At 69.6% G+C, this 12,688-nt stretch carries 12 protein-coding genes and 1 other RNA gene; 1 reads left to right on the top strand and 12 read right to left on the bottom strand.

Translation table 11 applies throughout. From position 1 onward, the window contains the following. Positions 1-183: 183 nt before the first annotated feature. The gene (locus ACODR1_RS08435) at positions 184-642 is read left to right on the top strand and encodes a hypothetical protein (RefSeq protein WP_488880046.1); all 459 of its coding nucleotides are present in this window, start codon (positions 184-186) and stop codon (positions 640-642) included. A 140-nt stretch (positions 643-782) separates the two neighbouring features. Here the strand turns inward: ACODR1_RS08435 and murD are convergent, their stop codons facing one another. The 12 genes from murD to ACODR1_RS08375 all read right to left on the bottom strand — a co-directional run bounded on the left by murD (position 783) and on the right by ACODR1_RS08375 (position 12,653). Next, a complete protein-coding gene (murD, locus tag ACODR1_RS08430) occupies positions 783-2,192 on the bottom strand; it encodes a UDP-N-acetylmuramoyl-L-alanine--D-glutamate ligase (RefSeq protein WP_488880045.1) in 1,410 nt (469 codons plus the stop codon). Positions 2,193-2,205: 13 nt separating this feature from the next. After that, positions 2,206-3,321 carry a phospho-N-acetylmuramoyl-pentapeptide-transferase gene (mraY, locus tag ACODR1_RS08425; protein ID WP_488880044.1) on the bottom strand — a complete coding sequence of 372 codons (1,116 nt, stop codon included), beginning with the start codon at positions 3,319-3,321 and terminating at the stop codon, positions 2,206-2,208. Then, positions 3,321-4,706, bottom strand: coding sequence for a UDP-N-acetylmuramoyl-tripeptide--D-alanyl-D-alanine ligase (locus tag ACODR1_RS08420; protein ID WP_488880043.1), 1,386 nt, complete (start codon positions 4,704-4,706; stop codon positions 3,321-3,323). Before ACODR1_RS08420 ends, mraY begins: the two co-directional genes overlap by 1 nt. Then, the gene (locus ACODR1_RS08415; protein WP_488880042.1) at positions 4,699-6,156 is read right to left on the bottom strand and encodes a UDP-N-acetylmuramoyl-L-alanyl-D-glutamate--2,6-diaminopimelate ligase; all 1,458 of its coding nucleotides are present in this window, start codon (positions 6,154-6,156) and stop codon (positions 4,699-4,701) included. Before ACODR1_RS08415 ends, ACODR1_RS08420 begins: the two co-directional genes overlap by 8 nt. Then, positions 6,153-7,916 carry a peptidoglycan D,D-transpeptidase FtsI family protein gene (locus ACODR1_RS08410; RefSeq protein WP_488880041.1) on the bottom strand — a complete coding sequence of 588 codons (1,764 nt, stop codon included), beginning with the start codon at positions 7,914-7,916 and terminating at the stop codon, positions 6,153-6,155. Before ACODR1_RS08410 ends, ACODR1_RS08415 begins: the two co-directional genes overlap by 4 nt. Then, the gene (gene ftsL / locus ACODR1_RS08405; RefSeq protein WP_488880040.1) at positions 7,913-8,344 is read right to left on the bottom strand and encodes a cell division protein FtsL; all 432 of its coding nucleotides are present in this window, start codon (positions 8,342-8,344) and stop codon (positions 7,913-7,915) included. The genes ACODR1_RS08410 and ftsL overlap by 4 nt, the downstream gene beginning before the upstream one ends. Beyond that, complete coding sequence (gene rsmH / locus ACODR1_RS08400) at positions 8,341-9,282, bottom strand: 16S rRNA (cytosine(1402)-N(4))-methyltransferase RsmH (protein ID WP_488880039.1); 942 nt, start codon at positions 9,280-9,282, stop codon at positions 8,341-8,343. The genes ftsL and rsmH overlap by 4 nt, the downstream gene beginning before the upstream one ends. Continuing rightward, complete coding sequence (locus ACODR1_RS08395) at positions 9,279-9,746, bottom strand: division/cell wall cluster transcriptional repressor MraZ (RefSeq protein ID WP_101720088.1); 468 nt, start codon at positions 9,744-9,746, stop codon at positions 9,279-9,281. The genes rsmH and ACODR1_RS08395 overlap by 4 nt, the downstream gene beginning before the upstream one ends. Before the next feature lie 268 nt (positions 9,747-10,014). Then, an RNA gene (gene rnpB / locus ACODR1_RS08390) (RNase P RNA component class A) lies at positions 10,015-10,398 on the bottom strand. Positions 10,399-10,432: 34 nt separating this feature from the next. Beyond that, the gene (locus tag ACODR1_RS08385; RefSeq protein ID WP_488880038.1) at positions 10,433-11,038 is read right to left on the bottom strand and encodes an FMN-binding negative transcriptional regulator; all 606 of its coding nucleotides are present in this window, start codon (positions 11,036-11,038) and stop codon (positions 10,433-10,435) included. Next, positions 11,038-11,763, bottom strand: coding sequence for an N-acetylmuramoyl-L-alanine amidase (locus ACODR1_RS08380; protein WP_488880037.1), 726 nt, complete (start codon positions 11,761-11,763; stop codon positions 11,038-11,040). Before ACODR1_RS08380 ends, ACODR1_RS08385 begins: the two co-directional genes overlap by 1 nt. Continuing rightward, positions 11,760-12,653, bottom strand: coding sequence for a DMT family transporter (locus ACODR1_RS08375; RefSeq protein ID WP_488880036.1), 894 nt, complete (start codon positions 12,651-12,653; stop codon positions 11,760-11,762). Before ACODR1_RS08375 ends, ACODR1_RS08380 begins: the two co-directional genes overlap by 4 nt. Positions 12,654-12,688 lie beyond the last annotated feature (35 nt).

The following is a 12,688-nucleotide window of genomic DNA, read 5'->3' as shown; positions in this document are numbered from 1 at the left end:
AGGGGGAAGCAATTGTGGGGTGAGCGGCTGCCGCCGACTTATCAGACACTTCCCCCTCCGGCCCTTCGGGCCACCTCCCCCTTCAGGGGGAGGATCTTGAGATACCAACGATCTTCGATTGCTGGACGCGCCGACGAAACCGGCGGATGCTGTCGGCTTAACGGTCCAGCTTGGGAGGGCTTGATGACCGCAGTGAACAGCTTGGGCGGCGGCGCCGCCAAGACCCCGTGGCACGTCTGGCTGGTCGGCGTGGTCGCCGTCCTGTTCAACGCCATCGGCGTCTTCGACTTCGTGATGAGCATGACCCAGGGCGAGGCCTACATGGCCAGCGCCGGCATGACGGCCGAGCAGATCGCGCACTATCGGGAAATGCCCGCCTGGATGACCGGCGTCTGGGCGATCGGCGTGCTGGGGGCCTTCGGGGCCTCGGTTCTGGTGCTGCTGCGCCGGAAACTGGCGTTCCCAGTGTTCGCCGTCTCGCTGGCGGCGTTCCTGGTCAGCCTGCTCTACACCTACGCCCTGACCGACGGCGGCAAGGTGATGGGCCAGCAGATGGCGATCACCAGCGCCGTCATCGCCGCCCTGCTGGCGTTCTTCACCTGGTACGCCTGGGCGATGGGCAAGCGCGGGGTGCTGAAGTAGGGCGACCGGCAAAAATATTCGTCATCCCGGCCGCAGCGAAGCGGAGAGCCGGGACCCAGGGCCGCCGCACTGCGCTTGGCCCCTGGGTCCCGGATAAGCCCTGGCGGGCTTTCCGGGATGACGGCAGTTGTGCGGGCGAACTAAGCCCGCTTGGCTTTGGGCTTCACCAGGCCGTTGACCGCCGCGCGGAAGGCTTCGCCGCGGGCCTCGAAGTCGCTGAACTGGTCGAACGAGGCGCAGGCGGGCGAGAGCAGGACGATGGCGTCCTGGCCGGTGGCGGCGGCGTCGGCATGGGCGGCGGCGACGGCGGTTTCGATGTCGCCGCACTGCTTGACCGGGGCCTTGCCGTCCAGGGTCTTGCCGAACTCTTCGGCCGCCTGACCGATCAGGTAGGCGCAGGCCACGCGCGGAAACAGGTCGGCCAGATCCTCGATGCCGCCGGCCTTGGGCACGCCGCCGGCGATCCAGTAGAACTTGGGATAGCTCGACATCGCCTGGCGGGCGGCGTCGGCGTTGGTGGCCTTGCTGTCGTTGACGAAGGCGACCTTGCCGATCTTGCCGACCGTCTCCATGCGGTGGGCCAGGCCCGGGAAGGTCATCAGGCCCTCGACCGCCTGCTGGGGCGGAATGCCGATGGCGATGGCGGCGGCATAGGCGGCCGCGGCGTTCTGCCAGTTGTGGCGGCCCGGCAAGCTTCTTGCGCGAAGAAGATCGGCCATTTCCGTCACGCGCTCGCCGGTGGCGTCGTACAGCACGCCCTGCAGGGCGTAGACGCCCCGGCCCATGGCCTTGCCGGCGCTGATCGGCCAGATGGTGCGGCGGTTGGCGGCGGTGATCTCGGTGCAGATCTGCTGGCACCAGGGATCATCGACACCGATGATCGCGGTGTCGCCCTTGCCCTGGTTGAGGAAGATGCGGCGCTTGGCGGCGATGTAGCCTTCCATCGAGCCGTGGCGGTCGATGTGGTCGGGCGACAGGTTGAGCAGCACCGTGGCGTCGGCGTGCAGGCTGGAGGTCAGGTCGAGCTGATAGCTCGACAGCTCCAGCACGTAGACCGCGCCGCCGTGCATGTCTTCCAGGCCCAGGATCCCGGCGCCGATGTTGCCGCCGACGCGGGTGTCGCGGCCGGCCTGCTGGCACAGGTGGCCGATCAGGGCCGTGGTCGTCGACTTGCCGTTGGTGCCGGTGATGGCGATGATCTTCGGCTTCTTGTGCTCGGGCGCGGCGTTGACCGTGCGCGCGAAGAGCTCGACGTCGCCCAGGATCTCGACACCGGCCGCCTTGGCCTTGTCGACGGTCCAGTGGGGCTTGGGATGGGTCAGCGGCACGCCCGGCGACAGCATCAGGGCGGCGAACTGGCTCCAGTCCGCGGTCGAGAGGTCGACGACCGGCAGGCCCTCGGCGCGCGCGGCCTCGCGGCCGACTTCCTTCTCGTCCCACAGCGCCACCTTGGCGCCGCCGGCGATCAGGGCGCGCGCGGCCGTCAGGCCGGTGCGGCCCAGGCCGAACACCGCGACCGTCTTGTCCTCGAACCCACGGACCGGGATCATCCTACGCCCTCCCCTACCGCAGCTTCAGCGTGGCCAGACCGACGAACGACAGCATCATCGCGACGATCCAGAAACGGACGACGACGGTGCTCTCGGCCCAGCCCAGCTTTTCGAAATGGTGATGGATCGGCGCCATCAGGAAGATGCGCTTGCCGGTCTTCTTGAAGTAGGCGACCTGGATCATCACGGAGAGCGCCTCGGCCACGAACAGGCCGCCGACGATGCCCAGCACCAGCTCATGCTTGGCGCAGACGGCGATCGAGCCGAGCGCGCCGCCCAGGGCCAGCGAGCCGGTGTCGCCCATGAAGATCTTGGCCGGCGGCGCATTGTACCAGAGGAAGCCCATGCCGCCGCCGATGATGGCGCCGCACAGCACCGCCAGTTCGCCGACGCTCGGCACGAAGTGCAGGTTCAGATAGTCGGCGAACTTGTAGTTGCCGACGAGGTAGGCGATCAGGCCGAAGGTCGAGGCGGCGAACATCACCGGCACGATGGCCAGGCCGTCCAGGCCGTCGGTCAGGTTCACGGCGTTGGAGAAGCCGGCGATCGTGATCGCGGCGAAGGCCACGTAGAACCAGCCGAGATTGATCACCAGGTTCTTGAGGATCGGGAAGACCAGCGAGGTCTCAAGGCCCGGCGTCATCTGCGACTTCGGCGCGAAGATGATCAGGGCCACGGCCGCCAGGATCGAGACGATGAACTGGGCGACCAGCTTCTGGCTGCTGGAAAGGCCGGCGGTCGTCTGCTTGGTGACCTTGGCGTAGTCGTCCATGAAGCCCAGCACGCCGAAGGCGGCGGTGATGCCCAGCACCACCCAGACGTGGACGTTGCGCAGGTCGGCGAACAGCAGCGAGCCGACGAACAGGCCGGCCAGGATCATGAAGCCGCCCATGGTGGGCGTGCCGGATTTCTCGAGCACGTGGCGCTCGATGCCGTCGGTGCGGATCGGCTGGCCCTTACCCTGCTTGGCCTTCATCCAGCGGATGAAGCGCGAGCCCATGGCCACGGCCACGACATAGGCCGTCAGCATCGACATGCCGGTGCGGAAGGTCAGGTACTTGAGCAGGTTCAGGACCGGCACGTGCTCGTGCCCGCCGCGCGAGAGCCATTCGTAGAGGAAATACAGCATCAGACTTGTTCCCGCCGGCCGAGCGCGGACAGGGCGGCGGCGATAGCGCCGGCCCGTGAGCCGTTCGACCCCTTCACCATCACCACGTCGCCCGGCTGCATGGCCGTGGCGATCTGCTGCGCCAACGCGGGCGCGGCGTCCGCATAGCCGCCCCGGCGCTCCTGCGGAAGCGCGTTCCACAGCGACATCATTAACGGCCCGGCGCAGAACACCAGATCGATGCCTGCCTGGGCGATCGGGCCCGCCAGTTCGGCATGGAAGCGCGGGCTGTCGGGACCCAGCTCCAGCATGTCGGTCAGGGCCACGATCCGGCGGCCGGCGACCTTGCGCGCGCCCAGGGTGGCCAGCGCCGCCTGCATCGACACCGGATTGGCGTTGTAGCTCTCGTCGACCAGCGTGAAGGCGCCGCCTTCGATGGCGATCGTCTGCTCGGCCCCGCGGCCCTCGATCGGCGCGAACTCGGCCAGGGCGGCCAGGGCCGTGGCGCGGTCGACGCCCAGGGCTTCCAGCATCAGCAGTACGCACAGGCTGTTGGGGCCCCAGTGCACGCCGGTCTGGCGGATCGGGAAGGACAGGGCCTCTCCGTCCAGCTCGGCGACGACGGTCGCGCCGGCGCCTTCGACCACGAAGTCGACGAGGCGGGCGCTGGTCCCGTCACGGCCGAAACTGCGGACGGTCGCGCCGGCCTTCTCGGCCTCGCCCTTCAGCAGGTCGAACCACTGGTTGTCGGCGTTCAGCACGGCGACGCCGCCCGGCTCCAGCCCGTCGAAGATCTCGGCCTTGGCCTTGGCCACGCCGATCTCGCCATCGGCGAAGTTCTCCAGGTGCACCGGGCCGACCGTGGTGATGGCCACCGCGTGCGGGCGGATGAACTTCGACAGCGGGGTGATTTCGTCGGCATGGTTCATGCCGACCTCGAACACGGCGCGCTCGGTGTCGCGCGGCATGCGGGCCAGCGTCAGCGGCACGCCGAGGTGGTTGTTGTAGGACTTCACCGACGCATGCGCCTTGCCGGCGCGGCGCAGGCCGGCCTCGACGGCGCGGGTGACGCTGGTCTTGCCGACCGAGCCGGTGACGGCGCCGCGACGGGCTTGCGGGGCGCGCTCGCGGGCGGCGACGCCCAGGGCCTCCAGGGCCTTGAAGGTGTCGGCGACGACGACGGCGGGGGTCGCAACGGCTTGCGAGACCAGGGCCCCGGCCGCGCCCTTCTCAGCCGTCTGGGCGACGAACTCGTGGCCGTCGCGCACGCCGGCCAGGGCGACGAACAGGTCGCCCGGCTCGACGGTGCGGCTGTCGATCGACACGCCGGTGGCGAAAAAGTCGCCGGCGACCTGACCGCCCGTCGCGGCGGCGATCTCGTCGGCGGTCCAGAGCGCTTCAGCCATTGACGGCCTCCAGCGCGTTCAGGGTCTCGGCCACGTCGTCGAAGGGATGGTTGACGCCGGCCACCAGCTGGCCCTGCTCGTGGCCCTTGCCGGCCACGACCAGCACGTCGCCGTCTTCCAGCAGGGCGACGCCGGCGCGGATGGCCTCACGGCGGTCGCCGATCTCGCGCGCGCCCGGGGCGGCGGCGAGGATGGCGGCGCGGATGCTGGCGGGATCTTCCGAGCGCGGATTGTCGTCGGTGACGATGGCCACGTCGGCCAGGCGGGCGGCGATCTCGCCCATCTGCGGACGCTTCGTCCGATCCCGGTCGCCGCCGGCGCCGAACACGGCCACCAGTTTCCCACGAACGTGCGGGCGCAGCGCCTTCAGCACCGTCTCCAGGCCGTCGGGGGTGTGGGCGTAGTCGACATAGGCCTCGCCCTTGCCGGTACCCTTGCCCACGCGCTGCAGCCGGCCGGCCGCGCCTTCCAGCTTTTCCAGGGCGGCCAGTACGGCGTCCAGATCCTCGCCGGTGGCCAGGACAAGGCCCGCGGCGACGAGCACGTTGGAGGCCTGGAAGTCGCCGGCCAGCGGCAGCTTCACCTCGAACTCGCGGTCCTGGGCGGCGATCTTCAAGAGCTGCCCCCAGGGGGTCGGCTCGCGCGAGATAAGCTTCAGGCCCTGCCCCTGCTCGCCCACCGACAGAATGGTCTCGCCCGAGGTCACGGCGGCGGCGGCGAAGGCGGGGAAGGCGTCGCTGTCGGCGTTCAGCACGGCGGTCGCGCCGCGCGGCAGCAGGGCTTCGAACAGGCGCAGCTTGGCGGCCCGGTAGCAGCCCATGGTGCCGTGATAGTCGAGGTGATCCTGGGTGAAGTTGGTGAAGCCGGCGGCGGCGATCTTCAGGCCGTCCAGGCGGCGCTGGTCGATGCCGTGCGACGAGGCCTCGACGGCCAGGTGCGTCACGCCCATCTGCGCCAGCCTGGCGGCCATCTCGGCCACGTCGGCGGCGTCGGGCGTGGTCAGGCCCGGCGGGGTCAGTTGCTCGTCCGGAACGCCCGGGGCGCTGACGACGACGCCCAGCGTACCCATGCTGGCGGCCTTCCTGCCCAGCAGGGCCAGGATCTGGCGGGCGAAGCCGGCGACCGAGGTCTTGCCGTTGGTGCCAGTGACGGCGATCACCGTGGCCGGCTGCTGCGCCCAGAACTCGGCGGCGGCCAGAGCGTAGGCGCGCCGGATGTCGGTGGCGTGGGCGGTGGGCACGGCCAGGCCCGTCACGTCGTCGGGGGCCAGGATGGCGGCGGCGCCCGAGGCGATCGCGCCCGGAATGAAGCTGCGGCCGTCGACCTTGCTGCCCGGCAGGGCGGCGAACAGGAAGCCTTCACGCACCTTGCGGCTGTCGGCGGTGACGCCGGCGATGGCCGGGTCAGCATCGAACGGACGGTGCAGGATCTGTGAAAGCGTCTTGGTCAAAGTCCCGCCCCTGGCGTGGTGGCTTTCGGCTGCGCGCCGGCGATGATGAGGTCGTTCCGGCGCTGTACGCCGAGGAACGGGGCGATGCGGTCGATGACGCGGCCGGCGGCCGGCGTGGCCACCCAGCCGCCGGTCGAGAAGCCGAAGGTCTTGGCCGTGCCGTGCGGTTCATCCAGCAGGATCAGGACGAAATAGCGGTCGGCCTCCATCGGCCCCTCGGTCGGGAACACCGCGGCGAAGGACGAGACCTGGCGCTGGTGGTTGTAGCCGCGGATCGTGGGGTCGTACTTCTCGCCGGTGCCCGTCTTGCCGCCCACCGACAGGCCCTTGACGTCGGCGGTCTTGCCGCTGCCGCCGGTGACGTTGGCGCGCATGATCTGCAGCATCTGCTGCGAGGTTTCTTCGGACAGCACGCGCGGACCTTCGGGGCGCACGCCCGGCGGCAGCTTGCGGATGGTCAGCGGCGGCATGGTGCCGCCGTTCAGCAGCGGGCCGAACGCGCGGGCCAGGGCCAGCGGGCTGACGTTCATGCCGTGACCGAACGAGGTGGAGGCCACCGCGTCGGTGTCCCACTTCTTCGGCGTCAGCGGACGGGCGGACTCGCGCAGCTCCACCTTGGCCGGCTTGGTCAGGCCCAGGTTGTTGTAATACTGGCTCAGCCGCTGGGCGCCGACCCCCTCGGCCAGGCGCGCGGTGCCGATGTTGGACGAGTGCTGGAACACCTCGACCAGGGTCAGGATCTTCCGCGAGGCGTGGTAGTCGTGGATCGTGCGGTAGCCCAGCTTGTAGGGCTCGCGCGCGTCGAAGGTCGAGCTGGGCGTGGCCACGCCCGTGTCCAGGCCGATGGCGACGGTGAAGGCCTTGAAGGTCGAGCCCATCTCGTAGACCGAGGCGGCCGCGCGGTTCAGCTTGGCGTCGTCGCTGGCCTTGCCCGGGTCGTTCGGGTCGAAGTCCGGATAGCTGGCCAGGCCCAGGATCTCTCCGGTGTGGACGTTGGTGACGATGCCGACGGCGCCCTTGGGGCCGAACTCCAGGGCGGCCTTGCGCAGCTCGTCCTCGAGGGCGGCCTGGACGCGCAGGTCGATCGACAGGGCGATCGGAGCCGCCCCCTCGCCCTTGGCGGCGGCCGCGTGGATGTCATCGTTCAGCGCGCCTTCGGCGCCGGCCAGGCCCTTGCCGCCGCCGTCGACGAAGCCGACGAAGTGCGCGGCCGAGACGCCCAGCGGATAGACGCGGCGGGCCTGTTCCTCGAACTCCACGCCCGGCAGGCCCAGGTTGAAGATCGCGTCCTTCTGGGCCGGGTCGAGGCCGCCCAGCAGGAAGGTGCGGCGATCGCCGAAGATGGCCTTGTCCAGGCGCTTGGCCGGCACTTGCGGCAGGGCCTTGCCCAGGGCGGCGCGGGTGGCCTTGGCGTCCCAGACTTCCTTGGGGTCGATGTAGAGCGCGTAGTGGGTCAGGTCGACGGCCAGCAGCTTGCCCTCGCGGTCGACGAGGTCGCCGCGCGCGCCTTCCATGGCCGCCAGGAAACCGCCGTTCTTGCCGGCGCTGGAGAACACCGCCGCCCAGGTGGCGCCGACGGCCAGCACCATGAAGGCGCAGGCGAACAGGGCCAGCACGAAGAAGATGCGGATGCTGGTGTCGTCTTCCGGCTTGGCCGCGGCGCGCGAGCGCTCGAAGGCGTGCTCCAGGCGCCAGACGCGCTCGATCAGCCAGCGCCAGGCCGGACCGCCGCCGTGGGGAACGAGGTTGGCCAGGCTCATCGCGGAGCCTCCTCGACGCCGGTGGTGACGCCGTCGGGGGCGTCGGCGCCGGCCAGGGCCGGATCGGCCGCGGCGGCGACCGGCGGGGCGGGCAGCTTCGAGGCCGGGATCGGCTTGCGGGCGACGTCGATCAGCGCGTCCTCGCTGGTCTCGCGGTCGGGCGCGATCGGAGCCAGCTGGGCGGCCTGGGCCAGGGATTCGATGCGGCGCGGCTGCTCCAGGTGGGCGACCTCGGCCTTCAGCAGGCGCACCTTGATGCGCTCTTCCTCGATCTGGCGCTCGACCGAGGCGATCTCGGCGCGCTCGCGACCGGCGAAGGCCTTGGCCATGTAGACGCCCAGCACCAGGGTCAGCAGCACCCCGACGCCGACGATGTCGACCACGCGGAAGCCGCGGACGCGGCGATGGAAGACCTCCGAGATCCTCACGCCGAGGCCTCCCAGACGGGGGCCTCGGTGCGGACGGCGGCGCGCAGCTTGGACGAGCGGGCGCGCGGATTGACGGCAAGCTCTTCCTCGCCCGGCGCGATGGCCTTGGTCGAGATCAGCTTGAAGCTGGGGGGAGCGCCCTGGGCGGTCGGCGGCGCGTGGCGCGAACCGCCCGGCGTGCGGCCGGCGCGCTCGGCCAGGAAGTTCTTCACGATGCGATCTTCCAGCGAGTGGAAGGTCACGACCGCCAGGCGGCCACCCGGCTTCAGCACCGACTCGGCGGCGGCCAGACCCGCTTCCAGCTCGCCCAGCTCGTCGTTGACGGCGATGCGCAGCCCCTGGAACGAGCGGGTGGCGGGATGCACCTTGGCGCCCTTGCGGCCGCCCAGCGACCGCTCGATCACCTCGGCCAGGTCCAGCGTACGGCTGAACGGCTTTTCGGCGCGGCGCTTGACGATGAAGCTGGCCACGCGACGCGAGGCGTGCTCCTCGCCGTAGACATAGAGGATGCGGGCCAGTTCGGTCTGGTCGAGGGTGTTGACCAGGTCGGCGGCCGTAGGGCCGTCATCGCCCATGCGCATGTCCAGCGGACCGTCGCGCATGAATGAGAAGCCGCGCTCGGCCTCGTCGAGCTGCATGGAAGACACGCCAATATCCAGGGTTACGCCGTCCACCGACGCAGGCCCAAAATAGGCGGTGATTTGCGAAAAACGGTCCTGAATCAGCCGAAAGCGACCATCCGCCGCGGGAAGATCGGCGGTGAAGCGCTGCACCGTCGGATCGCGGTCGAAAGCCGTCACCGAAGCGCCGCTGGCCAGGATCGCGCGGGTGTAGCCGCCGGCGCCGAAAGTGCCGTCGAGGATCATGTCGCCAGGCTTGGCGTCGAGGGCCTCGACCACTTCGCCCAGCAGGACCGAGATGTGCGGGGCGGCGCTCATGCGGCGCCTCCCAGGCGAGCCGTGCGCTGCTGGGCGCGCAAGGCGGCCAGGCCGTCGCGGGCCAGTTCGCGCTGAGTCGCGCGGTGGGCCTGGAAGGCGTCGCGCGACCAGATCTGGAAGCGCTCGCCCAGGCCGACGATCGTCACCTCGTCGGTGAGGCCGAACATGTCGCACAGCACGTCGGGCAGGGTGATGCGGCCGGCGGTGTCGAACGACAGGCGGGCCATGCCGCCCAGGACGCTGGTCTCCAGCGCCGAGCGCACCGGATCGCCGAAGGGCAGTTCGTCGATCACCGCCTGGTAGCGGTCGAACAGGGCCTTGCCGCCGGCTTCCAGGCAGTCGGCCTCGATCGAGGGGAAGCAGAAGATGCCGTCGAAAGGGCCCGAGACGGCGGCGCGGAACTCCTGCGGCACCACGAGGCGCCGCTTGCTGTCCAGCTGCTTCTCGAACGTCGAGAGGAACACCCCGCCAACCCTTGCCCAAAACACGGTCGCCCCAGCACGAGTCCGACCAGCCCGAATGGGTTAACATGGGATGAAGTGGGAAACAATGACACCAGAGGCCATTTCGCCAGGAATTCAAAGGCGCTAGCGGTAATATCGAACCGCTCAAAATGGTTAATTTCGGAACATACAGACAACTGGATTTCTATCCACAGGCTCGCGCACAGACGCATCCCATCACGGCCCATTTCGATGGGCCTTGGGGCGCTTGGGGTTGCGGAAAGTTTGATGGACCAGACGGCCTGTAAGCCGGGTTCTGTGCCGCCCCTGTGAACAGGGACGCGACGATCATTCCTCTTGGCCGCCCATTGCTGGACGACTCTCGCGACCAACCCGGATCCTCTCGGCCAGTGACGACCTAGCCGGCAAGCCGGCGCGGGATCCCTATTCGGTCTTGCTCCAGGCGGGGCTTGCCATGCCGTCCCTGTCGCCAGGTCCGCGGTGGGCTCTTACCCCACCCTTTCACCCTTCCCGCCCCGTAGGGAGGAGGTTTGCTTTCTGTGGCGCTTTCCCTGGGATCGCTCCCGGTGGGCGTTACCCACCGCCTTGTCACCGTGGAGCCCGGACTTTCCTCGACTCCCTTGCGGGATACCGCGATCGCCCGGCCATCTGGTCCGCGCGCTGTTTGCGCCGAGCGACGGCGAAGGTCAATCGATCTCGCGCATCCACGCAGCCACCGGGTGATCCCCCAGCGCTTCGATCACGCCCGACCGCTCGGCCTCGCGCTTGTTCTGGCCGAGCTTGAACGTGCCCTCCAGCCGCTCGACATGCAGCCGCGCACCGACGATGCCGCGCAGCAGGGCGTCGAACCGGGCCGGAGTCATCTTGTCGCGCATCCAGGCCGGCTTGGGCGCCAGACGCGCTTCTTCCTGGGCCGACAGGTCGTCGAGCAGATGGACGGTCTCGGCCTCCGACAGCGGCGTGACGAAGCCCTCGGCTTCAACGGAGACATAGTTCCAGGTCGGGACCTGATCATCGGTCCCGTACCAGTCGGGACTGACATAGGCGTGCGGACCGCTCGCCAGGGCGACGGCCGAGAAGCCCGTGACCACCGCGCCCGCCACGGCGTTCATCCGCGACAGGTGGAAGTCGAGGAAAAGACCGTCCTTGCCCAGGTCGCGCACCACGACCGGGGCCTGGGCCACGAACGGCCGGCCGGCGACGCTGGCGCACAGGGTCACGAACGAATGCTCGGCGAGGAAGGCGAGCAGCCCCGCGCGGTCCTCGACGTGGAAAGCCCTGGCCGGATGCATCAGGCGCCCGCCGCGGCCCGCAGCAGCCCCACCAGGCGCGCGCGGGTCTCGCCGTCGGCCACGCCGTCGAAGCGGGTCTGAAGCCAGTGGCGCTGGAAGGCGGCGACCACGGTCTCGGTCCACTCGTCGTACTGGCCCGAAGGGGCGCAGTCGAAGCCGAGACGCGTCAAACCCGCTTGCAGCGCGAAGACGCCGGTCCCCTCCTCGCCCCGGCCCAGCGGCGCGCCGGGCGACGATGGCGGTTCGACCCACAGGCCATGGCCGCTTTCGGCCAGGCGTTTCCACGGGAACAGCTCGCCCGGATCGATCTTGCGGGCCGGCGCCACGTCGGAGTGGCCGATGATGCGGTCGTCGTCGATGGTCCAGCGCGTGCGGATGTCGGCCAGAAGGTTGATCACCGAGGCGATCTGGGCGTCGGGAAAGGCGCGATAGCCGAACTCGTGGCCCGGATTGACGATCTCGATGCCGATCGAGGACGAGTTGATGTCGCGCACGCCCTTCCAGAAGGCCGCGCCGGCGTGCCAGGCCCGCCGCTCTTCGGCCACCAGGCGGAACACCCGGCCGTCTTCCTCCACCACATAGTGGGCGCTGACCTTGGCCTCGGGATCGCGCAGGCGTTCGATGGCCGCCTCGCCGCTCTCCATGCCGGTGTAGTGCAGCACGACGGTGTCAGGCACGGCCTTGCGGGCGTCGAAGTTCGGCGACGGGGCCTCGACGATGGTCATTGCGAACGGTCCTTGAGAAACATCAACAGCGGCGTCACCTGGTTGCGGCGCAGGGCCACGATCAGCACGCCGGCCAGCGCCAGGGCCGCGCCCAGGCCCATGCGCAGGTCGAAATGGTCATGGGTGATGGCCACGCCAAGACCGATGGTCATCAGCGGCGTCATCAGGGTGAGCGGAGCGATCAGGTTGGCCTCGTAGCGCTGGATCAGCCCGTAATAGCCGGTGTGGGCGATCACCGACACCACCAGGGCCGAATAGGCCACCGCGCCGACGAACGGCCAGCCGGCTTCGAAGGCCTTGTCGCTGGCGCCGGGCTCCAGCGCGAAACTGGCCGCCGCCAGCAGCCAGACCGAGGTGAAGCCCACCCAGGCCTGCAACTGCAACGGCTTCACGCGCTGGATCTGCTTCATCATCACCGCGCCCAGCGAGCCGGCCAGGGCCGAGGCCACGACCAGCCACAGGCCCACCGACAGCGAAAAGCCGTGCGGGTTCCAGATCACGATCAGGGCGCCGGCCAGGGTCAGGGCGATCCCGACGCCGCGCCGCCAGTGGATCTTCTCGCCCAGCATCAGCACCGACAGCAGGGTGGTGAACGGCACGCCCGCCTGCACCACCACGGCCGCGGCCGACGGCGAGGCGGTCTTGAAGCCCATGAACAGCAGCGCAAAGCCCCCTGCCCCCATCAGCACGCCGACCACCAGCATCCGCCAGGTCGGCCGGGGCGCGGGCAGCAGCCACGGCAGGGTCACCGCCGCGACCAACGCAAAGCGCACCGCCGCATAGAACAGCGGCGGCACGCCCCAATGGGCGACCACGATCTTGGAGACGATGTTGTTGCTGGCCCAGATCAGGCAGATCAGCACCAACAGGCCGAAGTCGCGTAGGGACATGCCCTTCCGCATACGCGGGCACGAGGACCATGCGC

The organism is Caulobacter sp. FG7 (genome assembly GCF_057808875.1).
The sequence above is the reverse complement of the archived record's forward strand: the minus strand, read 5'-3'. Positions and strand labels throughout refer to the sequence as shown.

Excerpts from the sequence above, each read along its gene's own strand:
- ACODR1_RS08380 (WP_488880037.1), bottom strand. The coding sequence starts at position 11,763 with ATGACCATCGTCGAGGCCCCGTCGCCGAACTTCGACGCCCGCAAGGCC.
- ACODR1_RS08435 (WP_488880046.1), top strand. The coding sequence starts at position 184 with ATGACCGCAGTGAACAGCTTGGGCGGCGGCGCCGCCAAGACCCCGTGG.
- ACODR1_RS08375 (WP_488880036.1), bottom strand. The coding sequence starts at position 12,653 with ATGTCCCTACGCGACTTCGGCCTGTTGGTGCTGATCTGCCTGATCTGG.
- rsmH (WP_488880039.1), bottom strand. The coding sequence starts at position 9,282 with ATGAGCGCCGCCCCGCACATCTCGGTCCTGCTGGGCGAAGTGGTCGAG.
- ACODR1_RS08420 (WP_488880043.1), bottom strand. The coding sequence starts at position 4,706 with ATGGCTGAAGCGCTCTGGACCGCCGACGAGATCGCCGCCGCGACGGGC.
- murD (WP_488880045.1), bottom strand. The coding sequence starts at position 2,192 with ATGATCCCGGTCCGTGGGTTCGAGGACAAGACGGTCGCGGTGTTCGGC.
- mraY (WP_488880044.1), bottom strand. The coding sequence starts at position 3,321 with ATGCTGTATTTCCTCTACGAATGGCTCTCGCGCGGCGGGCACGAGCAC.
- ACODR1_RS08410 (WP_488880041.1), bottom strand. The coding sequence starts at position 7,916 with ATGAGCCTGGCCAACCTCGTTCCCCACGGCGGCGGTCCGGCCTGGCGC.
- ACODR1_RS08385 (WP_488880038.1), bottom strand. The coding sequence starts at position 11,038 with ATGCATCCGGCCAGGGCTTTCCACGTCGAGGACCGCGCGGGGCTGCTC.